Raw genomic sequence first — 19795 nt, 5'->3', positions numbered from 1 at the left:
GCCCTTTCCTGACGGGCGTCCAGCATAGGCCAAGGCGCGGCGCATGGCAAAGGCGGCTACCACATCCGCGTTTTGGCGTATTCCGCGTAGCCTGCGTCATAGGATTTGCCGTCGAAGTCAGCTTTCATTTCCTGGATGAACTGTCCGGCGGTTGGGACGTTGTCCGGGTGTGGCGTGGTCCAGAGGCCCGAGCGCATGATCGCCTTGGCGCATTGGAAGTACATTTCGGCGAGGGTGAAAACGATGACGGACTTGGGGTGCTTGCCCGCCTGCGTGAACTGTTCGGTCATCTCTGCATCTGTTGTCAGGATCGCGGTTCCGTTGCAGCGCACGACGTTGGTTGTGCCGGGGATCATGAACATCAGGCTGGCGCGCCCGTCGCGTACGATGTTGCGCAGGCTGTCGATGCGGTTGTTGCCGCGCCAGTCCGGCAGCAGGAGGGTGTGATCGTCGGCGATTTTCACAACCGGGCCATCGTCACCGCGCGGGCTGGCGTCGGTGCCCTCGGGGCCAACAGTGGAGAGCACGACAAAGCGCGCGGCCTCGATCCACTGGCGGTACAGCGGGGTCATGCGAATGGCGACCTTGGTCAGCGAGGCAGGAACCGGTTCGCCGTATAGGGCTTCGAGAGAGGCGATGTCGGTGATCTGGGGCATGGGTGTCTCCTGTTCCCCTTGGTTCTAGCGGGTCTTTAGGGAAATGGTGATCGAATTATTCGTTTGCGACGGCCGAAAGGAGCCAGCGGGTTGAAGTGCGGGCGTGGTCTTCGAGGGCGTGGGCATCGGGCACGGGGCGGCCAAGCAGAGCATCGGTGCGATATGCCAGAAGCATACCGGTGTATTGGCGAAGGGCGGTTTCGGGGTCTTCGATGTTCAGCCTGTCGCGGAAGAAGGTGGCAAGGGTTGAGCCCGTGTCATCAGGGCCCACTTCGAAAAAGGCACTGACCAGTTCGGGGGCCTTGGTGCTTTCGGCGATCAGCAAGCGGAAGGTTTCCAGATGCGCGTCACTCATATGTGCCTTCACGAAGCCAATGGCGAACTTCTCAAGTGCTGTTTTGGTATCCGGGATTTGGAGGTGTCGCAGAAAGCTATCGCCGGCGCGTTCACCCATATGGCGCAAGGTGTCCCGGAAAAGATCGCTCTTTGAAGGGAAGTAGCGGTAGACGGTCTGTTTCGTGACCTGTGCCTGGGCCGCGATTCTGTCCATGTTGGCCAGCAAAAAACCGTCTGAGAGAAAGGCCTCTTGCGCGGCTTCCAGGATGGCACGGCGTTTCTGTGCGCGTTTCTCTTCCATTTTTCCCAAGGTTTTCAATTCTCCTGCGGAAAACATCATACCAATAAGTATGATTATATTGACATTTGGGCAAGGGTGAATAAATCACACCAATCAGTATGATTTTGGATGAGCATCATGACCCAGACCACGACCTTTCCGTCCCTTGGACAAAACCCCCGCTCGACGGGGCTTGCGATTGCCCTAGCAGGGGCGATCTTGATGAGCTTTGACCCGATTTTCATCCGGTTTTCGGGTGTCGGAGGATTTGACACCGCTTTCCTGTTCGGCCTGTTCACGGCGATCTCGATGCCGATTTTCATTCACCTGCGCGACGAGAGGGGTGTTCTTGGAACGTTGAAAGCCAGCGGCTGGCCGGTGGTTCTGTCCGGGCTCTTGATGCTTGGCAGTGCCTCGGCATTGGTGCTGAGCATCAAGAACACTTCGGTCGCCAACACCTTTGTCATCCTGAGTACGGCCCCTGCGCTTGCGGCTGTCTTCAGCAGGATCTTCCTGGGTGAGGTGACGCGGAGGGCCACTTGGATTGCCATCGTCGCGGTGATGGTCGGGATCGCAATCGTGGTGTCGGGCTCTTTCGGGGCAGGCAACCTTTATGGGGACGTGCTGGCGTTTTTTGCGGTGACCTGCGTGTCACTGAACCAAACCCTGTTGCGGCGGTTCCAAAGTGTCAGCCGTATGGCCAGCGTGGGCATGGGCGGATTGTTCCTTGCCGTGGTGATGTTCTTTCTTGCCTCGCCGGAAAGCTTCAGCCTGAGCACATGGATCATCATGGCTGCGATGGGTCTGTTTACCGCGCCGTTTGGACGAGTGCTGTCGCAGGTTGCGACCCGCTACATCACCGCTCCTGAAGTAGGGATGATCCTGATGTTGGAGGCCGTCTTTGCCCCGCTTTTCGCTTTTGGTTTTTTTGGTGAGGTGCCGCCGCTGACGAGCTTTGTTGGCGGGACAGTGATCCTTGTGACGGTGTTTGTCTATGCGGTGGTATCCAGCCGGGAGGAGGCATGATGGGACAAGCCGAGTTGACGTTCATTGGTGAAATTCGCACGCCCTACGTGCGGCTGGAAGACTGCCCAAACAATGTGCAGGCCGACGGACCAGAGTGTGTGTTGGAGCTGGACCAGGCTTACGCCCACGGGCTGGTCGGTTTGCGGCCGGGACAAAGGGTGCTGGTGCTTTACTGGTTTGAAGGTGTGGATCGGAATCGTATCAGCCAAAGCCGCGGGTGTCGTGGTGGCGGGGCGGCGACGGGTGTCTTTTCGCTACGCTCGCCGCACCGACCAAACCCGATTGCTGCCGCTGAAGTGCCGATTTTGAGCATTGCTGATGGTTGCCTCTTCGTGCGGGGGCTGGACTGCCTGGATCGAACCAAGCTGTTGGATATCAAGCCCGCATCCCGGTGAAAAAGCGCAGCGGCCGGATCTAGCCGCTGCCGATCAGCACCCCTGCGGCGAAGACGAGGGCACCGCCCAGCACGACCTGGAAGGCAGCACGGAAGAACGGGGTCTCCATGAATCGGTTCTGAATCCAGGCGATGGCCCAGAGTTCGAGGAATACCACGAGGATCGCGATGGTGGTTGCGGTCCAGAAATCGGGGATCAGGTAGGGCAGGGCGTGGCCGAGGCCGCCCACGGTTGTCATGATGCCCGACGCGAAGCCGCGCTTGATGGGAGAGCCGCGACCCGAGAGTTCGCCGTCGTCCGAGGCGGCCTCGGTGAAGCCCATCGAGATGCCGGCACCAACCGACGCCGCAAGGCCGACAAGGAAGGTGGTCCAGGTGTCCTGCGTAGCGAAAGCGGTGGCGAAGATGGGGGCCAGAGTTGACACCGACCCATCCATGAGACCGGCAAGGCCGGGTTGCACCCATGTCAGGATAAACTGGCGTTTGGCGGTGTCTGCTTCTGTCTCGCGGCTGTCATCGTCGAGGTGCTGCTGCTCCAGACCGTGCGCCGTGTCCTGATGGCCGGCCTCTGCGGCGGCGAGATCACCAAGCAGTTTGCGGGTCGCGGCATCCTGACTGCGGGCGGCGGCGGCAAGGTAGAACCGTTCGGCATCGCGTTCCATCGCGGCGGCTTCGGTGCGGATGCGGTCGATCCCGAGGTTTTCAACCAGCCAGATCGGGCGGCGGGCATAATAGCCTGCAACGTGTTCGCGGCGGATCAGGGGGATCACATCGCCAAAACGGGTTTGATGCAGGTCGATCAGTCGCTGGCGGTGGGTGTCCTCCTCGGCGGCCATGCCATCGAACACCTTTGCCGTTGCCGGGAAATCGCTGCGTAGCATCTCGGCATAGGAGCGGTAGATTCGGGCGTCATCCTCTTCCGAGGAGATGGCCAGCGCGATGAGTTCCTGTTCGCTCAGATCCTTGAAGTGGCGTCGTTGAGAGAAAAAACGCATGGGGGGACTCGCATGTTTTAGAATAATTCTAATTTATGTGACTGCGGGTCAGGTGCAAGGTGTTTTTCTTGTGGTAACTGAACCGCTCAGTTTATATTCGAATTCCAAATAGCCAGGAGCGTCAATGAACACGCACAGCCCAGTCATCCGTAGGGGACGCAAATTCGACCAGGTGCTTGAAGGAGCACGTGAGGTGTTCCTTCGCGACGGGTTCGAAGGGGCGAGCGTGGACGAGATTGCTAAGGTGGCCGGTGTCTCAAAGGCCACGCTTTATAGCTATTTTCCCGACAAGGCCGTTCTGTTCCGTGAAATTGCGACCAACCAATGCGACCGGATGGCGGATGAAATCCTTGCCATGCTGACCGAGGACTGTCCTTTGCGTGAAGCCTTGCTGATCGCGGCAGAACGCTTGGCGAGCTTTCTGGTTTCTGATGTGGCCCAGGGGGTGTTTCGTATCTGTGTGGCAGAAAGGGACCGCTTTCCCGAACTGGGCGCGGCCTTCTACGAGGCCGGGCCGCGGATGGGACGGGACCGGATGGCGGCCTTTCTTGAATGCGCGGTGGCGGAAGGCGCTTTGCAGATTGATGATGTGAAGATGGCCGCGGAACAGTTTTCGGAACTGTGCAAGTCGACGATCTGGAACAGGGCGGTTTTTGGGATCCAGAGCGAGTTTTCCCAAGAGGAGATCCGCAACGTGGCGGAGAATGCGGTCGAGACGTTCCTTGCGCGTTATGGGGTGCGGGCGACCTCAAGCTGATTGCCGTTTCCACTTGTGCGGCGGGTTTTGAACCCCTTCAGGCTTTGAACAAGAGTGCTGAGCTTGGCATGCCCATAGGTTCGGGTGTCAAAGTCGGAATGCGCTGCGGCAATTTTCTGACCCAAGGCCCCGAGAGCGTACCATTCGCTGTCCGGATCGATCTTGTCCATCGCGGCTTCGAGCATTGGCACAACTTCTTTGAGGGAACGCTTGCTTTGCTGCTCGGTGCTGTTGGTCGTGGATTGCGGCGTGGGGGCAACTATGTTCTCGATCAGGACAAAGCGATTGCAGACGTTGCGCAGGCTGAGGGGCGCTTTGCTTTCGCCAATGCCGATAACTGTAAGCCCCTGTTCGCGTATGCGGTTGGCCAGTGCCGTAAAGTCGCTGTCGGAACTGACTATGACGAACCCGTCAAAGCGCCCCGTGTGCAGGATGTCCATTGCATCTATGACTAGCCCTATATCGGAGGCGTTTTTGCCTGCCGTATTGGCCGTTTCCTGGTGCGCGACAAGACCAAGGGCGCGGGCCTGCTGCGTCCAGTTTTGCAGGGATGCAGAGGACCAATCTCCGTAGACCCGTCTCAATGCGGGTTCCCCGAAGGAAGTAATCTCCTTGAGGATGGCGGCGGCATGTTTCGCGGGAATGTTGTCTGCGTCGATGAGAACGGCGAAAAGCGGACGGTCAGGTTTTGTCATGTAATTTATCAAGCAATTTCAAAAAGAAAGGCGCGCCAAGGTGGCGCGCCCTGTTGTCTCTAGAATGGGTGATCGAAGATCAGAATTCAACCACCGCGCGGATGGATTTGCCTTCGTGCATCAGGTCGAAGCCTTCGTTGATCTGATCGAGGGTCAGCTTGTGGGTGATCATCTCGTCAATCTCGATGGTGCCGTTCATGTACCAGTCGACGAACTTGGGCACGTCTGTGCGGCCCTTGGCGCCGCCGAATGCAGTGCCTTTCCAGACGCGGCCGGTGACCAGCTGGAATGGGCGGGTCGAGATCTCGGCCCCGGCCGGCGCCACGCCGATGATGACCGACACACCCCAACCGCGGTGCGAGCATTCCAGCGCGTCGCGCATGACCTGCACGTTGCCGGTGGCGTCGAAGGAATAATCCACGCCGCCGAACTGGTCTTCCTCGGTCTTGGTGAGCTCGATGATGGCCTCGGTGACCGACTGGCCCTCGGGCAGGTCTTTCGGGTTCACGAAGTCGGTCATGCCGAACTTCTTGGCCATCTCGGCCTTGTCGCTGTTCAGGTCGACACCGATGATCTTGCTGGCGCCAGCCATGCGCAGGCCCTGGATCACGTTGAGGCCGATCCCACCCAGGCCGAAGACCGCCGCGGTGGCGCCGGTTTCAACGCCGGCGGTGTTGATCACCGCGCCGATGCCGGTGGTGACGCCACAGCCGATGTAGCAGATCTTGTCGAAGGGCGCGTCGTCGCGCACCTTGGCCAGCGCGATTTCCGGCAGGACGGTGTGGTTGGCGAAGGTCGAGCAGCCCATGTAGTGGTAGATCGGGGTGCCATCCAGCATCGAGAAGCGGGTGGTGCCATCGGGCATGAGGCCTTGACCCTGGGTGCCGCGGATCGCGGTGCAGAGGTTGGTCTTGCCCGAGCGGCAGGCAAAGCATTCGCCGCATTCCGGGGTGTAGAGCGGGATCACGTGATCGCCGGGTTTGAGCGTGGTGACGCCTTCGCCCACCTCCAGAACGACGCCCGCGCCTTCGTGGCCGAGGATCGAGGGGAACAGGCCTTCGGGGTCGGCGCCCGAACGGGTGAATTCGTCGGTGTGGCACAGGCCGGTGGCCTTGATTTCCACGAGAACCTCACCGGCCTTGGGGCCTTCCAGGTTCACTTCCATGACTTCGAGGGGTTTGCCGGCCTCAAGGGCGACGGCGGCTCGGGTGCGCATCATTATTGAATCCTCCTTGGTTGACGCGAGGTTGGGCGAAACCGTGCCGCTTTTCAATAGAGGTTGCGACCAAGACTTGTTTCATAGCGACGAGACATCAGATAATTGTCGGAAAATGAAAGGAAATTGTCGGATGAAACATATCGGGCTGGTGGCGCTGGTGGCCCTGGCGGGCTGCATTGGCGAAGACGACGAGGCACAGCAGCGGACCCTTGGGGCGGCTGTTTGCGATCCGGCGGCGTTCTCCTTTCTGATCGGCAAACCGGTCGCGGCGCTGGACGGGGTGCTGACACCCGAGGCCATGCGGATTGTCGCGCCGGATTCGATGTTGACGATGGATCACAACCCGGAGCGTCTGAATGTTTACCTTGATGACAAGGGGATCATTCGCGAGGTGCGCTGCGGGTAGTCAGGGGGCCGCTTAGTTTTTGATTTTGCGGTATTTTTCGTGGCAGTCGAGGCAGGTTGCGCCGAGCTGGATCAGGGATTGCTGAAGGCCACCCAGCGTCTTGGTGTCAACGGCCTGTGCAGCGCGCACCGTGGCCTCGTTCTTTTTCAGAAAATCGTCCCAGTTCTCCCAGATCAGGGGCAGGGCCTCGCTTGTCGGGTCTTTGGCGTGGGTCTTGAACAACTCGGGGGTCTGGCGCGAGAGGGTCACCAGTGCCGATTTGGCCTGTTCCGCCCTATCCGGATCGAGTGGACGCAGGCCTTTGGCCATGTCGCCAAGTATGTTGAGCGCCTTTTTTACTGTCCAGCATGGCATCCATGCGGGCAAGAACGGTTTTGTCCTTGGTGCCGCCGTGGGCATGGACAAGCCCGGCCAGCGCGAGCGTCAGGATAATGGCGGTGGGCAAAGTCGGGCGCATGGCGGATCTCCTGTGAGTGGACATCATCAACTCGACATGCGGGGTAGAATCAAGATAAAAAATAAGAACAAAAAGCGAACATATGCTGCCAATATGCCTACGCGACGTCTGTTATCCCTGTGGTTTCCCCGCTTCGGGGCCGAACGCCTGATCCGGCTGGATCCGGGACTGATCGGCGTGCCGCTCGCGGTGTTGCGGGATACCGGACAGATGCAGGTGGTGGAGTCGCTTTCGGCCGAGGCCAGCGCGGCGGGCGTCCATATCGGCCAGCCGTTTCGTGATGCGCAGGCGATGTGCCCGGAGTTGGTGACGCGGTTGCAGAACCCGCAGGCGGAGGCGGCGTTCCTGTCGGTCCTGTGCCGCTGGGCCGGGAAGTATTCGCCCTGGGTCGCGCAGGAACCGCCTTCTGCCCTGATGCTGGATATCACCGGATGCGCGCATCTGTTCGGGGGGGAGGCAGAGATGCTGGCCGCGATGCAGGCGGATTGCGCGGTGCTTGGATTGCAGGTCGAGGGCGGGGTGGCGGATACGCCGGGGGCGGCCTGGGCGCTGGCGCGGTTTGCCGGGAGTGCGGGGGCCGAAAACCATCGCAGCGGGGATGCCATTGACCAGGAGGCGCGGGCCACGCGGTCGCGGGCGGTGAAACGGCGGCACTGGACCAAGGGCGGCGCGGCACCGGCAGTGCAGGGGGGCGGGCAACCTGTTGCGCGGATTGCACCACCGGGACAGATGCACGGGGCGCTTGCCGCCTTGCCGGTGGCTGCCCTGCGGATCGAACCGGCGACGCGGGAGGCGCTGGCGCGGCTTGGGCTGCGGCAGATCGGGGATGTGCTGGGCCAGCCGCGGGCCAGCCTTGCGCGGCGGTTCGGGCAGGGGTTGGTGTTGCGGATCGATCAGGCGCTGGGTGGGGTGCCGGAACCGATCAGCCCGGCCAAGGCGACGCCGCATTTCGCGGTGCGGATGACATTGCCCGATCCGATCGGGTTGTTTGATGACGTGATGGCGGCGGTCGAGCGGTTGCTGGAGCGGTTGTGTGACCTGCTGCGCGACAAGGGGCAGGGCGCGCGGGTTGTGCGGCTTCAGGCCTATCGGGCGGATCAGACGATGCAGTGGGTGGATGTGGGGCTGGCGCGGGCCAGCGATCAACCGGAGCGGATTCGCCCCCTGCTGGCGATGAAGGTGAGCGAGATCGAAGCGGGCTATGGCATCGACATGCTGCGCCTTGCGGTGGTGCGCTCCGAGGCCCTGCCCAGGCGCAAGCAGGTGGGGCATCTGGATGCGGCCCGCACCGTCATGGAACGGCAGGCCGCCGAGGCCGCAGGGGGGCGGGCGATGGAAGACCTGTTCGGGCGGATCGGAGCCCGGATCGGGCTGGAGCGGGTGGCACGGTTGCATCCGGCCGAGAGCCATATTCCGGAAAAGGAGGCGCAGGTGATGGCGGCGGCGTGGTCGGAACCGCATGAAGGCGAGTGGCCCGCGCCGGTGGCGCAGCGCCCCTTGTGTCTTTGGCGTCCCGAGCCTGTCATGGTGCCGGATCACCCGCGCCTGCCCGAGTGTTTCCGGTTTCGCGGGCGGGATTTGCAGGTGGCCGAGGTGGTCGGGCCTGAGCGGATTGCCCCGGAATGGTGGCTGGATGATCCGCTTTGGCGCAGCGGCACGCGGGACTATTGGCAAGTGGATTGTCGTGACGGAACAAGGCTTTGGCTGTTCTACGCACATGGCGGCACGATGTCCTCTGGCTGGTTCTGCCAGGGGGCGTTTGCATGATCTGGGAAAAAGGGCCTCCGGCGACGCAGACTGGGTGGGGGCAATAACGCCGCGCCGCCGAAGGTAGCGTTTGTGTTTCGCTATGATGTGAATATGCAGGCGGGGTTGGGCGACAAGAGGGAAGGTGCGAGGCCTTTTGCAGAAGAATTTGGGGCAAAAGCGGGGCAGGCTTGATTTATTGAAAATTCAGCGCAACTCTGGAGATATGAATGCACAGCCTCCCATTCCCTTTGCCGGAAGCGCCCCGACGCAGGTCTCATTTCATCGCACGGAACTGAACGTGATCCTTTCGCTTTACGGGCGGATGGTGGCCGCGGGCGAGTGGCGGGATTATGGGATTTCATCGCTGAAGGACGTTGCCGTGTTCTCGGTGTTCCGGCGCACGGCCGAGAACCCGCTCTACAAGATCGAGAAGCGGCCGAAGCTGCGTGCAAAGCAGGGGATGTACGCGGTGATCGGCATGGATGGCCAGATTCTGAAGCGCGGGCATGACCTCAAGACCGTGCTTCGGGTGCTGGAACGCAAGCTGATCCGCGCGGTCGAGTAAGACCCTTCAAACCTCTACGACAGGCAGGCGGCGATGAGCCGTGACCGGGCCGTCGCCCTGTTGCGCGATGCGCTCGATCGCGGCGTCAAGGGGTTCATAGGCCACCGCCATGTGGTGAGCATTGGCGTGAATCAGGGTGTCGCCACTGACCACAAGCGCGACATGGCCTTTCCAGAACAGGAGATCACCGCGTTGTGGTGGCGTGCCTTCGGGCAGCAGCGTGCCAAGTTCAGCGGCCTGCATGTCGCTGTCACCGGGGCAGGGGATGGTGCAGGCAAGGCAGGCGGCCTGGATCAGGCCTGAACAGTCGATGCCGAAGGCCGAGTTGCCGCCCCAGAGGTAGGGGGTGCCAAGGAAAAGCGCAGCGACAGCGGTGGGATCGGTAAGGTGTTCGCCCAGGGGCGTTACGTGCTGTGCCGGGATGAACCCGTCGGGAGTTTCGCAGAAGCGGCCCTTTTGGGAGGTGATCCGAACCCGGCTGCCAAAGCTGAGGGACAGGCGGTCGGCGGATTTGAAATCGGGCTTGGTATAGAGATGTGTGGCCGGGGCGCTGACCCAGTGGGTTGCCTCTTGCGGGGCGGCAAGCGCGGTGTCGGGCAGGTAGCCGACGTAGCCGTCTTTTGCGGCCTGAACAAAGCTGAATCCGTTGCGCGCCTCGATCAGGGTGACCTCATCGCCGAACAGAAGCTGGCGGTCGCGCGCGCCTTCGGGCGCGGCGAGGAGATCGGCGACAGGCACCGAGATGCGCGCGGGAACACCTGCCACGCGCGGCAGGTTGGCCGGGGCCGAGGTGGCGCTTTCAAGGGCGACACGGGCGTTGGCCGGGGTGCGGCGGCGGTCCATCACAGGCCCAGCATGTCCGGCAGGGCATCAAGCAGCGCGCGCGCCCCCATGCCGACGCCGCCCTTGGGGCGTGCCGGTGCCGGGGCGGGGTTCCAGCCGTAGATGTCGAAATGGGTATAGCGCGCATTGTCGACGAAACGGCGCAGGAACAGCGCGGCGGTGATGGAGCCTGCGAAACCGCCGGAGGGGGCGTTGTCGAGATCGGCGATGCCGGGTTCGATCATCTTTTCATAGGGCTCCCAGAAAGGCATCCGCCAGACCGGATCGGAGACGTTGGTTGCGGCCTTGGAAAGGGCGGCGGCGGTGGCGTCGTCATCGGTGTAGAAGGGCGAGAGATCGGGGCCGACGGCGACGCGGGCCGCCCCGGTCAGCGTGGCCATCGAGATGATGGTGTCGGGATTGTCCTCGTTGGCAAGCGCAAGGGCGTCGGCCAGAACAAGGCGGCCTTCGGCGTCGGTATTGTTGATCTCGACGGTCAGCCCCTTGCGCGATGTGAGGATGTCACCGGGGCGGAAGGCGTTGCCGGACACGGCGTTTTCCACTGCCGGAATCAGGACACGCAGTTGCAGCGGCAGGTTCAGCGCCATGATCATGCGGGCGAGGCCAAGAACGGTTGCCGCGCCGCCCATGTCCTTTTTCATAAGCGCCATCGAGCCGCCGGGTTTGAGGTTGAGGCCGCCGGTGTCGAAACAGACGCCCTTGCCGACAAGGGTAAGTTTCGGGCCAGTGTCGCCCCAGTTTATGTCGATCAGGCGCGGCGCCTTGGCAGCGGCGCGGCCAACGGCGTGGATCATGGGGAAGTTGTTGTCGAGCAGCGCCTCGCCGGTGGTGACGGCAATGGTGGCATCGAAGGTGTCGGTCAGATCGCGGCAGGCGGCCTCAAGGGCGTCCGGCCCCATGTCGGCGGCGGGGGTGTTGATGAGATCGCGGGTCAGGGCCTCGGCGTTGGCGATGGCTTCGACGCGCGCGGCGTCGACCCCTTGGGGACAGGTCAGGCGGGCCTTGGCCCCGGATTGCTTGGCGTAACGGTCAAAGGCATAGGCCGACAGGAGCCAGCCGAGGCATTCGGTTTCGAGGTCGCCCGCGGGCAGGTCACTGGCAAGATGATAGGTGCCTTCGGGCAGGGATTTGGCCGCGGCGGCAAGCGGGAAACGGCCGCGGGCGCGGGCCTTGGCATCGCCGTATCCGGCAAGGGCCATGACGGGCGTGCCATCAGTGCCCGGGATCAGGGCCGTCGCGCCGATGGACGGTTTGAACCCCGTTGCGTCGAGCCAGCTGCGCGTGGCATCGGATTGCGCTTCGCGCCAGGTGTCGAAGCTGTCCTTGTCGACGATGTGCAACGGAAGGGTATCGGAAGACGCGGGCGCAAAGCTGAGGGTCATGTGGGGCCTATTCGATCAACGGTTTGATCGCAGGTTAGCGCCTTGGGGCAGCCCTGCAACCCGTATCAGCGCGTCAGGCCCTGCAACTCGCAAATCTCGGACAGGGAGCGTTCGCCGATCCGCAGAAGGCGGGCGGTGGTCGCGGCGGTGGCGATGGGGTCATTGTTTTCGATGCAGGTGGCGACGTCTTCGGCCACCATCGTCAGGGTATCAAGGCCGATCTGGTCGGAGATGCCAAGCAGTGACCGCGCGCAGCGGCAGAGTTCATCGGCGGAGGCCGTTTCAAGGCGGTTTGCCAGATGCCCCAGCCGCAGGGCGGTTTCCTCGACCGCGCGGGCAAGGATGTCATGGGCGGCCTCCTGTCCGGATTGGCGCACCAGTTGTTTCACCCGGTCAGGATTGACATAGACCGGTTCCTTCATTGTCAGGATGGATACCTGCATTTCCTTCACCCACATCGTTTTGCCCCCACAGCACGCCCAAAATGCGGCAAAGGCCTTCGAAAAAGGTTTATCTGCGACACGAAAATAACTCGAATTTCTCTGCAATTGAGACTATTCCACCTTTTCAGAAAAAGAATGGAAGGGACGCTGATGACACATGCGAAGGCTCTGCCGTCATATCTGGTGAAGCGCTATCAGGGCTGGAAGGCCAACACATACGAGGCGAATGCGTCCTGGTATCGCAAGTTGGGCGAGGGTCAGCATCCTCGTGCAATGGTGATTTCCTGTTGCGACAGCCGCGTTCATGCCACCGAATTGTTTGGCGTTGATCAGGGCGAGTTCTTTATGCACCGCAACATCGCCAATATCGTGCCGCCCTATCAACCGGATGGCGGGCAGCACGGAACCTCTGCGGCGATCGAATATGGTGTGACTGCCTTGAAAGTGGCGCACCTGATCGTGATGGGGCACTCGGCATGCGGTGGCGTTCAGGGCTGCATTGACATGTGCGAAGGCAATGCGCCGTCTCTGGAAGAGAAAGAGAGCTTTGTCGGTCGCTGGGTGGATGTTCTGCGTCCGGCATACGCCAAGGTTGCGGAAATTTCGGACCCGGCCGAGAAGGCGCGGGAACTTGAAAAAGTCGCGGTTCTTGAATCAATCGCCAACCTCATGACTTTCCCGTTCATCAAGGAACGCGTGGAACAGGGCGACCTTTCGCTGCATGGTTTGTGGCACAATATCGCCGAGGGCGGGCTGGAAGCCTATGATCCGGCGACCGGAAACTTCAAGCAGGTCTGAAGCACATAAAAGTTTCGCGAAAGCAGCCCATTTCCCGGGCTGCTTTTTTGTTCGCCATGCGGTTATCGGGTGTTACTGCATGGCGCGGCGTTTGATCCCCAGAAAATCAAGCGAGCAGATTGCGGCGCGGGTCTGGATGTCGCGCAGGATGAGACCGCCCGGACCTTGCGAGAGGTAGACGCCTTTCTTGGCGAGGCGCGCCTTGAGGCCGCGGAGTGTATTCGAGGCTTCGAAGGCGGGGCGCAGGCTGGCGCGGAGCCAGACGCTTGTTTCGGTATCCAGTCGCGCGGCGTGGCGGGCGCTGGCCCATGCGGTCTGGCCGAGCGATTGGTCAGAGATTGATTGGTCGTTGCGTGGAGTCTGCATGGGTTTGGTTCCTTTGGCAGAGATGCCCCCAAGGATCATGCTATGCGGTGAGGTCTGTCAGAGTCGGCCCCCTCAAACGGAGAAGGGGCGCCCCTTTCGGAGCGCCCCCCTATCCGGATGTCGAAAGGCTTAGCCTTTCTTGAGAACCTCGCGGCCCAGGGTTTCGGCGATCTGAACGGCGTTCAGCGCGGCGCCCTTGCGCAGGTTGTCCGAGACGCACCACAGGTTGATGCCGTTCTCGACGGTCGAATCCTGACGGATACGCGAAATGAAGGTGGCGAAATCGCCAACGCATTCGCGCGGGGTGACGTAGCCGCCGTCTTCACGCTTGTCGATGACCATGATGCCGGGCGCTTCGCGCAGGATGTCACGGGCCTCGTCTTCGTCGAGGAACTCTTCGAACTCGATGTTCACGGCTTCGGAGTGGCCCACGAAGACCGGCACGCGCACGCAGGTTGCGGTGACCTTGATCGACGGATCGACGATCTTCTTGGTTTCAACAACCATCTTCCACTCTTCCTTGGTCGACCCGTCTTCCATGAACTTGTCGATGTGGGGAATGACGTTGAAGGCGATGTCCTTGGTATAGACCTTGCGCGCATAATCGTCGGTGGGGTTGTACTGGGCCTTGGTCTGATCCCAAAGCTCGTCGATGGCGTCTTTGCCCGAGCCGGAGACCGACTGGTAGGTCGAGACGACAACGCGCTTGATCTTGGCGCGGTCGTGCAGCGGCTTGAGCGCCACAACCATCTGCGCGGTCGAGCAGTTGGGGTTGGCGATGATGTTTTTCTTGGAATAGCCGTGGATCGCTTCGGCGTTACACTCGGGCACGATCAGCGGTACGTCCGGATCGTAGCGGTAGAGCGACGAGTTGTCGATCACGACACAGCCGGCCGCCGCAGCGATGGGCGCGTATTTCTTGGTGGCGTCCGAACCGATGGCGAACAGGGCCATGTCCCAGCCCGAGAAATCGAACTGTTCGATGTCCTGGGTCTTGAGAGTGGTGTCACCAAAGCTGACCTCAGTGCCAAGCGAACGACGGCTGGCAAGAGCGGCGATTTCATCCACCGGGAACTGGCGCTCGGCCAGGATATTCAGCATTTCGCGGCCCACATTGCCCGTGGCGCCTGCGACAACGACGCGATAACCCATTGTCTCTCTCCAAAGTTTAGGACGCGCTCTATTAGCGCCGTTTTGGCAGGGAAAAAAGGGGGAGGTGATGGATTCTTCTTATTTGCCGCATTCTGAAACGCGATGTTTCGCTTCAAAAGTGGGTTACTTGGCGTCGAGAAGGCCCTTGTAGATGGCGACAAGGCGCTGGGCTTCACCTTCGATGCGGAAGTTTTCCTCGACATGGGCGCGGGCTGCGCGGCCGGATTCGGCAAGGGCGGCGGCGTCGGACAGGAAGGGTCTGGCGGCTTCGGCAAGTGCCGCGGGATCGCCGGGTTCGACAACGGTGCCGATCTGGGGCGTGGTCACGATTTCCGAGAAAGCACCCACGTCGGTGGCCACGACCGGGACACCGCAGGCCATCGCTTCGAGCGGGGTGAGGCCAAAGCCTTCCCAGCGTTGCGGGGCGATGAACAGGTCGAGCACCTGATACCACGCGGGGATTTCATCCACGGTGACTTCGGGCTTGAAGAGGATGCGATCAGCGAGGCCTTCGGCGGCGACCTTGTCTTTCAGGTCTTGCAGGAAGGTCTGGTGCTTTTCGGTGGCACGGCCCATGACGATGCCAAAGACATCCTCGCGGTCCTTGCAGAGCGTGATCATCGCATCGACAAAAGCATCGGTGCCTTTCTGGTGGCGGATGCGGCCATAGCAGCCAAGGAGCAAACCTTCGGGCAGACCAAGGTCGCGGCGCAGGGCGGGTTTGTCGGCGGGGATGGCAAAGTTTTCAAGGTCGATGCCGTGCATCACCACGTGCGCCTCGTGATTGAGGTAGCTGCGGGTCTTCTGCGAGGTGGCGATGACGTCGTCCATCTTGGAGATCAGCCACTTGGTATAGCCGCTGTGATGGCGCTGCGAGGCGCTGGTGAACAAAAGCTTGAGCGGCAGGCGCAGGACATTGCGCAGGAACAGGCCCAGCAACATTTCGGTGTTGCGGCGGGCGTGCCAGACAATCGGGGTGCGGCGCGACAGGAAGGGCAGTTTCCAGAGCGGGATATGCGGAACATCCGCTGGCAGACCGGGGCCGGTGGCGCGGATGCCGATCATCGAGGACTGCAGCGGGACAAGGCGCGCGATGGTGGCGGTTACGCCAGAGAGGCGGCGCTTGAGATTGGGGGCGATGACCTCGATCTGTGTTGTGTCGCGCATGGGGGCCTCAATCGGTTCTGTCGGTGGAGAACAGATAGACCAGAAGGCCGACGAGCAAAAGCACCCCGAAGAAGGCAAAGAGGGTTTGGTAGGCAAGCGTGGGAGAGGTGGCGGCAATCTGCCCGTGCAACCGGCCCGAGGCGAACTGCATGACGCCGACGCCACCGATTCCGAATAGGTTGAGGAGCGTCACGCCGCGCCCGGTGAGATGCGGCGGAAAGAAGCTGCGGGCGTGGGCGATGATGACGGGGAAGGCGGCACCGAAGAAGCCGATGACGCTCATAAGGATGATCGACACAAGTGCGGAGGAGGTGAGCCAGAAGGCCAGGGCAAAACAGGACAGGGCCACGATCAGGTTGCCGATCAGGACCACCCATTTGCGGGTGCCGAAGATGCGGTCGGCGGGGCCATAGGCCAGTGTGCCGGCGATCATCGCGAGCCCCATGATCAGGGAGGCGGTGCCGACGCCGGTGGTGGAGGTGCCGAAGACATCGCCAAGGTAGGGGCCGATCCAAAGGCCGCGAATGCCTGCGGCGGGCATGTAGTTCACGAACATCAGCGGGAACAGGCACCAGAGGGCAGGCATTTTGAGAAGGTCCAGCAGCGAGCCTTTTTCGGAGTGATCTTCCTTGGCGGGGTCCTTCACAAGGAAAAACAGGCCAACGGCCGTCAGCGCGCTGAATGCGGCGAGGGCCACGAGGGAAAGGCGCCAGCCGATCATCTCGGTCGCCCAGGCCATCGGATAGGAGGCGACGAGGTTCCCGACCGATCCGACGCCCAGCATCAGGGCGGCGAGCGTTGCAAAGCGGGCGGGGGGATAGGATTTGGCAAAGATGAAGTAGGAGGCCATCAGGACTGGCGAACAGCCGACCCCGATCAGGGCCATCGCAATGCTGATGTGCAGGGGTGTTGTGGCAAAGGCAAACAGCAATGCGCCGCCACCACCGCCGATCAGCAGGAGGGCCGAGGATGTGAGGCGCGGGCCAAAGCGGTCAAGCCAAGCGCCCACGGGGATCTGCATCGCGGCAAAGACGAGGAACCAGAGGCCGGAGGCGGCGGCCAGATCCTCGGGGGTGGCACCGATGTCGGCGTTCAGAACTTGGCTCAGGACCGCGAGGAAGGCGCGGAAGAACTGGCTGAGCACGTAGGCAAAGCACAACAGGATCAGGTCAGGGCGCATAGGGTTGGTCTCCTCCGGCGGTGACAAGAGCGGAGGAGACCGGGAAAGGCAAGGCCCAAGGTCAGATCAGGAAAGCGCGCGGGCGATTTCCTTGATGGTGTCGAAGGCAAAGAGCACGTCTTCGCGGGTGGCATCTACCTGCCCAGCCTGAAAGCGGATCACCAGCTGGCCCTTGGTGCGGGTCTGGGTGATGTAGATGCGGCCGTCGTTGTTGATGGTGTCGACGAGGCGCTGGTTCAGGGCGTCGAGATCGCTGGCCCCGTCCGGGGTGTAGCGGAAGGTAAAGAGCGACAGGACCGGTTCGGTGACGATCTCGAAATCGGGTTCGGCGGCGAGCAGGTCGCGCAGTTCGTGTGCCCATGTAACGTGATTGCGGATCATCTGTTGCAGGCCGTCGAGGCCATAGACCCGCAGGACAAACCAGATTTTCAGCGCACGGAAGCGGCGGCCAAGGGGAACGGACCATTCCGAGTAGTTGATGATGCCGTCCGCGCCGTGGGTTTTGAGGTATTCGGGTCGGATGGCCAGCGTGCGCACGAGATCTTCGGGGTTCTTGACGAAATGGGCCGAGCAGTCGAACTGCATGCCCAGCCATTTGTGCGGGTTGAAGACAACGGAGTCGGCCTTGTCGACCCCCTCCCAGTAGGGACGGTATTCGGGGCAGATCATCGCGGCCCCGGCCCATGCGGCATCTACGTGGACGTAGAGGTCGTATTTGGCAGCAATGTCGCAGACGGCGGAAATGTCATCGCAGCCACCGGTGCCGGTGCCGCCAACGCAAGCGACGATGCCCGCGGGTTTGAGGCCATTGGCGAGGTCTTGCTTGATTGCGGCTTCGAGCGCGTCGGGCTGCATGGAGCGCAGGGGACCGTGGGTCGGGACGCGGCAGAGGTTGTCCTGGCCGACACCGGCAATCCAGATGGCGCGGTCAACCGATGTGTGGACCTCTTCCGAGCAGTAGATGCGCAGGGTGTCGAGGCCGGAGAGCCCCTTTTCGTTGCCCTGCCAGCCAAGCGCGCGTTCGCGCATGGTGAGAACGGCGGCAAGTGTGGCGGTGGAGGCGCTGTCTTGAATGACACCTTCGAAGTGGTCGGCAAGGCCCAGCGACTGGCGCAGCCATTGCAGCATCCGGGTTTCCATTTCGGTGGCGGCAGGGGAGGTCTGCCAGAGCATACACTGCGGGGCGATCACCGTGGCGAGGTAGTCTGCCAGCATCGAAGGGGGCGTTGCGTTGGCCGGGAAATAGGCAAAGAAGCGCGGGTGTTGCCAGTGAGTGAGGCCCGGCATGACGATCTTTTCGAAATCGGCAAAGACCGCATCCATGCTTTCGCCGACTTGCGGCGGGGTGGTGGGCAGTTGCGCGAGAATATCGCCGGGCGCGACCTGTGCGCGGACAGGGTGATCGCGCAGCGTGCGATGATAGCCCTTGGCCCAATCCGAGATACGCGCCCCCCAGGTTGCGAAATCGTCCCAATTCATGGCGAAACTCCCTTTGTTACTATTAACAGGTTAATTAACGGCAAGGTTGTTGACAAGTGAATTGATGTTGCGTTTTTCGCCCAAAAGTGCATGAAAGAACCATGACTACAAGTGTTACTCCCCCGTCGACGGCTCGTTCCCTTCCCATCGTTCTTTTGCGTGCGCGCGAGCGTGTCATGGGGCCGATCAGGGGCATGTTGGCGGATGCGGGTGTGACCGAACAGCAATGGCGTGTTCTGCGTGTTCTGGACGAAGAGGGGCCGCTTGATCCGACCTCGATCGCAGACCGCGCGGTGCTGTTGCTGCCCAGCCTGACACGCATTCTTCAAAAGCTGGAAGAGAAGGGTTATGTCACCCGTCGTCGTGACGAGCATGACCGCCGTCGTCAGGTGATCGAAGCCACGGACACGGGCCGTGCGATCATTGCCGAGAACATGGAAACCAGCCGCCGTATCCTGACAGAGATGAAGGCAAAGCTGGGCGAAGAGAAGCACGAGCAACTGATCGCGCTTCTGGGTGAACTTACCGAACTGGACGTCTGAGGATTAGGCCGCGGCTGCGGTGTCTTCTAGAGACTGAAGATTAGGTTGAGGCAGCATGTCGAGTGCGGCCATGACCTTGTCCCGGCATGTGAAACCGCGCCAGTCTGACGGGAAAAATGTGGCCGGCAGAGGCGGGTGCGCCAGAAGTGCGCGCCGCCAGTTGTGAACAATCACCACGCGCAGGATTGCGGCTTGTAGCGGCGAAGGTGTCGGTGCGCCCTGCATGATGTCAAAAAAGCCGTCGAGCGCGGTTTCGAGATCGCGGTAGGCCTGGGCGATTTCCTCGGGTGCCATGGTTGCGCGCAGCCAGAGCGGGATGTCTGACAGTGTGCCGGTCACGACAAGGTGGTTTTCGAGATCGGCAGGCGCCGGACCCTGACCGAGGTAGCATCCGGGGGCCGCGATGATATAGCCACGGGCGTGCCATGATTTGTCTGCGCCGCTGCGGGCGGTGCCGCGGGCGGGTTCCGCGACAACCACGTGCCATTGTTCTAAAGTAGCCGGGTCGGAGCCATAGATGCGTGGGCTGGCTGCGTCGGACTGTTCCAGACCGGACGCGGTGAGGGAGTAGTGGCTTGCCCGCCCAACCCGCTCGGATGTCAGCCAGCCATCCCCACGAAGGCGGTGCAAGGCCACGCGCATCGCCTCGGGTTTGATGCCCATCGGTTCGGTCAGGCGGGAAAGAACGGCACCGCTGATCCGGTCGCCGGGGGTGCGGGCGAGATCGCCAAAGATTGTCACGAGGATCGACCAGACCCGCTGGTTGCGGTTGTAGGTCAGCGTATCGAGACTTTGCCCGAACCATGTATTTGGGTCACTATTCATGCCCCTTTTATAAGGGGAGGGCAGGAGATTTGCCAGCGATTGGCCCGCGACCCCAATCAGAAAGGGCCGAGGCATTTGCCCCG

At 61.7% G+C, this 19795-nt stretch carries 24 protein-coding genes; 8 read left to right on the top strand and 16 right to left on the bottom strand.

All coding sequences use genetic code 11. From position 1 onward, the window contains the following. Positions 1 to 56 precede the first annotated feature (56 nt). Entirely contained in the window at positions 57 to 656 is a 600-nt protein-coding gene (locus ABWV42_RS06870) for a pyridoxamine 5'-phosphate oxidase family protein (protein WP_353339449.1), read from the bottom strand. 55 nt (positions 657 to 711) lie between these two features. Continuing rightward, entirely contained in the window at positions 712 to 1293 is a 582-nt protein-coding gene (locus ABWV42_RS06865) for a TetR/AcrR family transcriptional regulator (RefSeq protein WP_353339448.1), read from the bottom strand. A gap of 117 nt (positions 1294 to 1410) precedes the next feature. Here ABWV42_RS06865 and ABWV42_RS06860 point away from each other — a divergent pair, with 117 nt between their 5' ends. Together ABWV42_RS06860 and ABWV42_RS06855 are read left to right on the top strand one after the other, a co-directional pair. Continuing rightward, on the top strand, positions 1411 to 2298 hold the full coding sequence (locus tag ABWV42_RS06860) for a DMT family transporter (RefSeq protein ID WP_353339447.1): 888 nt from the start codon (positions 1411 to 1413) through the stop codon (positions 2296 to 2298). Continuing rightward, positions 2295 to 2693, top strand: a complete 399-nt coding sequence (locus ABWV42_RS06855; RefSeq protein WP_353339446.1) for an SAM-dependent methyltransferase — start codon at positions 2295 to 2297, stop codon at positions 2691 to 2693. The genes ABWV42_RS06860 and ABWV42_RS06855 overlap by 4 nt, the downstream gene beginning before the upstream one ends. A gap of 19 nt (positions 2694 to 2712) precedes the next feature. On the opposite strand, the gene mbfA is transcribed toward ABWV42_RS06855, so the two are convergent. Then, a complete protein-coding gene (mbfA, locus tag ABWV42_RS06850; protein WP_353339445.1) occupies positions 2713 to 3687 on the bottom strand; it encodes an iron exporter MbfA in 975 nt (324 codons plus the stop codon). Between the two features lie 124 nt (positions 3688 to 3811). On the opposite strand from mbfA, the gene ABWV42_RS06845 reads away from it, so the two are divergent. Then, the gene (locus ABWV42_RS06845) at positions 3812 to 4444 is read left to right on the top strand and encodes a TetR/AcrR family transcriptional regulator (RefSeq protein WP_353339444.1); all 633 of its coding nucleotides are present in this window, start codon (positions 3812 to 3814) and stop codon (positions 4442 to 4444) included. Here the strand turns inward: ABWV42_RS06845 and ABWV42_RS06840 are convergent. Both ABWV42_RS06840 and ABWV42_RS06835 read right to left on the bottom strand, forming a co-directional pair. Next, the gene (locus tag ABWV42_RS06840) at positions 4417 to 5139 is read right to left on the bottom strand and encodes an NYN domain-containing protein (protein WP_353339443.1); all 723 of its coding nucleotides are present in this window, start codon (positions 5137 to 5139) and stop codon (positions 4417 to 4419) included. The genes ABWV42_RS06845 and ABWV42_RS06840 overlap by 28 nt on opposite strands. A 79-nt stretch (positions 5140 to 5218) precedes the next feature. Then, positions 5219 to 6355, bottom strand: a complete 1137-nt coding sequence (locus ABWV42_RS06835; RefSeq protein WP_353339528.1) for an S-(hydroxymethyl)glutathione dehydrogenase/class III alcohol dehydrogenase — start codon at positions 6353 to 6355, stop codon at positions 5219 to 5221. Positions 6356 to 6488: 133 nt separating this feature from the next. Here ABWV42_RS06835 and ABWV42_RS06830 point away from each other — a divergent pair, with 133 nt between their 5' ends. Further along, entirely contained in the window at positions 6489 to 6764 is a 276-nt protein-coding gene (locus ABWV42_RS06830; protein WP_353339442.1) for an I78 family peptidase inhibitor, read from the top strand. A 12-nt stretch (positions 6765 to 6776) separates the two neighbouring features. Here the strand turns inward: ABWV42_RS06830 and ABWV42_RS06825 are convergent, their stop codons facing one another. After that, positions 6777 to 7073 (bottom strand): c-type cytochrome, encoded by a 297-nt coding sequence (locus ABWV42_RS06825; RefSeq protein WP_353339441.1) that lies wholly within the window; start codon positions 7071 to 7073, stop codon positions 6777 to 6779. After that, a complete protein-coding gene (locus ABWV42_RS06820) occupies positions 7039 to 7221 on the bottom strand; it encodes a hypothetical protein (RefSeq protein WP_353339440.1) in 183 nt (60 codons plus the stop codon). Before ABWV42_RS06820 ends, ABWV42_RS06825 begins: the two co-directional genes overlap by 35 nt. Positions 7222 to 7314: 93 nt before the next feature. Between ABWV42_RS06820 and ABWV42_RS06815 the strand changes: the two genes are divergently transcribed. Next, complete coding sequence (locus ABWV42_RS06815) at positions 7315 to 8988, top strand: Y-family DNA polymerase (protein WP_353339439.1); 1674 nt, start codon at positions 7315 to 7317, stop codon at positions 8986 to 8988. A 205-nt stretch (positions 8989 to 9193) separates the two neighbouring features. Then, a complete protein-coding gene (locus tag ABWV42_RS06810; protein WP_353339438.1) occupies positions 9194 to 9535 on the top strand; it encodes a DUF2794 domain-containing protein in 342 nt (113 codons plus the stop codon). A gap of 6 nt (positions 9536 to 9541) precedes the next feature. Here ABWV42_RS06810 and ABWV42_RS06805 read toward each other — a convergent pair whose 3' ends face one another. The 3 genes from ABWV42_RS06805 to ABWV42_RS06795 form a co-directional block, all read right to left on the bottom strand. Beyond that, a complete protein-coding gene (locus ABWV42_RS06805) occupies positions 9542 to 10381 on the bottom strand; it encodes a C40 family peptidase (RefSeq protein ID WP_353339437.1) in 840 nt (279 codons plus the stop codon). Next, positions 10378 to 11760 carry a leucyl aminopeptidase family protein gene (locus tag ABWV42_RS06800; RefSeq protein ID WP_353339436.1) on the bottom strand — a complete coding sequence of 461 codons (1383 nt, stop codon included), beginning with the start codon at positions 11758 to 11760 and terminating at the stop codon, positions 10378 to 10380. Before ABWV42_RS06800 ends, ABWV42_RS06805 begins: the two co-directional genes overlap by 4 nt. 65 nt (positions 11761 to 11825) lie before the next feature. Next, positions 11826 to 12218, bottom strand: coding sequence for a hypothetical protein (locus ABWV42_RS06795; RefSeq protein ID WP_353339435.1), 393 nt, complete (start codon positions 12216 to 12218; stop codon positions 11826 to 11828). Between the two features lie 135 nt (positions 12219 to 12353). Between ABWV42_RS06795 and ABWV42_RS06790 the strand changes: the two genes are divergently transcribed. Further along, a complete protein-coding gene (locus ABWV42_RS06790) occupies positions 12354 to 13001 on the top strand; it encodes a carbonic anhydrase (protein WP_353339434.1) in 648 nt (215 codons plus the stop codon). A gap of 72 nt (positions 13002 to 13073) precedes the next feature. Here ABWV42_RS06790 and ABWV42_RS06785 read toward each other — a convergent pair whose 3' ends face one another. The 5 genes from ABWV42_RS06785 to ABWV42_RS06765 all read right to left on the bottom strand — a co-directional run bounded on the left by ABWV42_RS06785 (position 13074) and on the right by ABWV42_RS06765 (position 18345). Beyond that, positions 13074 to 13367, bottom strand: coding sequence for a hypothetical protein (locus ABWV42_RS06785; RefSeq protein WP_353339433.1), 294 nt, complete (start codon positions 13365 to 13367; stop codon positions 13074 to 13076). Between the two features lie 129 nt (positions 13368 to 13496). Then, a complete protein-coding gene (locus ABWV42_RS06780; protein WP_255107840.1) occupies positions 13497 to 14519 on the bottom strand; it encodes an aspartate-semialdehyde dehydrogenase in 1023 nt (340 codons plus the stop codon). 123 nt (positions 14520 to 14642) lie between these two features. Then, a complete protein-coding gene (locus ABWV42_RS06775) occupies positions 14643 to 15686 on the bottom strand; it encodes a glycosyltransferase family 4 protein (RefSeq protein WP_353339432.1) in 1044 nt (347 codons plus the stop codon). 7 nt (positions 15687 to 15693) lie between these two features. Then, positions 15694 to 16866, bottom strand: coding sequence for an MFS transporter (locus tag ABWV42_RS06770; protein ID WP_353339431.1), 1173 nt, complete (start codon positions 16864 to 16866; stop codon positions 15694 to 15696). 66 nt (positions 16867 to 16932) lie between these two features. Beyond that, positions 16933 to 18345 carry a pyridoxal phosphate-dependent decarboxylase family protein gene (locus ABWV42_RS06765; protein WP_353339430.1) on the bottom strand — a complete coding sequence of 471 codons (1413 nt, stop codon included), beginning with the start codon at positions 18343 to 18345 and terminating at the stop codon, positions 16933 to 16935. Between the two features lie 176 nt (positions 18346 to 18521). Here ABWV42_RS06765 and ABWV42_RS06760 point away from each other — a divergent pair, with 176 nt between their 5' ends. Beyond that, the gene (locus ABWV42_RS06760; protein ID WP_502930941.1) at positions 18522 to 18887 is read left to right on the top strand and encodes a MarR family transcriptional regulator; all 366 of its coding nucleotides are present in this window, start codon (positions 18522 to 18524) and stop codon (positions 18885 to 18887) included. Positions 18888 to 18890: 3 nt separating this feature from the next. Here ABWV42_RS06760 and ABWV42_RS06755 read toward each other — a convergent pair whose 3' ends face one another. Next, on the bottom strand, positions 18891 to 19712 hold the full coding sequence (locus tag ABWV42_RS06755) for a PaaX family transcriptional regulator C-terminal domain-containing protein (protein WP_353339429.1): 822 nt from the start codon (positions 19710 to 19712) through the stop codon (positions 18891 to 18893). Positions 19713 to 19795 lie beyond the last annotated feature (83 nt).

It is taken from the genome of Pelagimonas sp. KU-00592-HH, from assembly GCF_040369695.1.
In the GTDB taxonomy this organism is placed as follows: Bacteria; Pseudomonadota; Alphaproteobacteria; order Rhodobacterales; family Rhodobacteraceae; genus Shimia.
The sequence above is the reverse complement of the archived record's forward strand: the minus strand, read 5'-3'. Positions and strand labels throughout refer to the sequence as shown.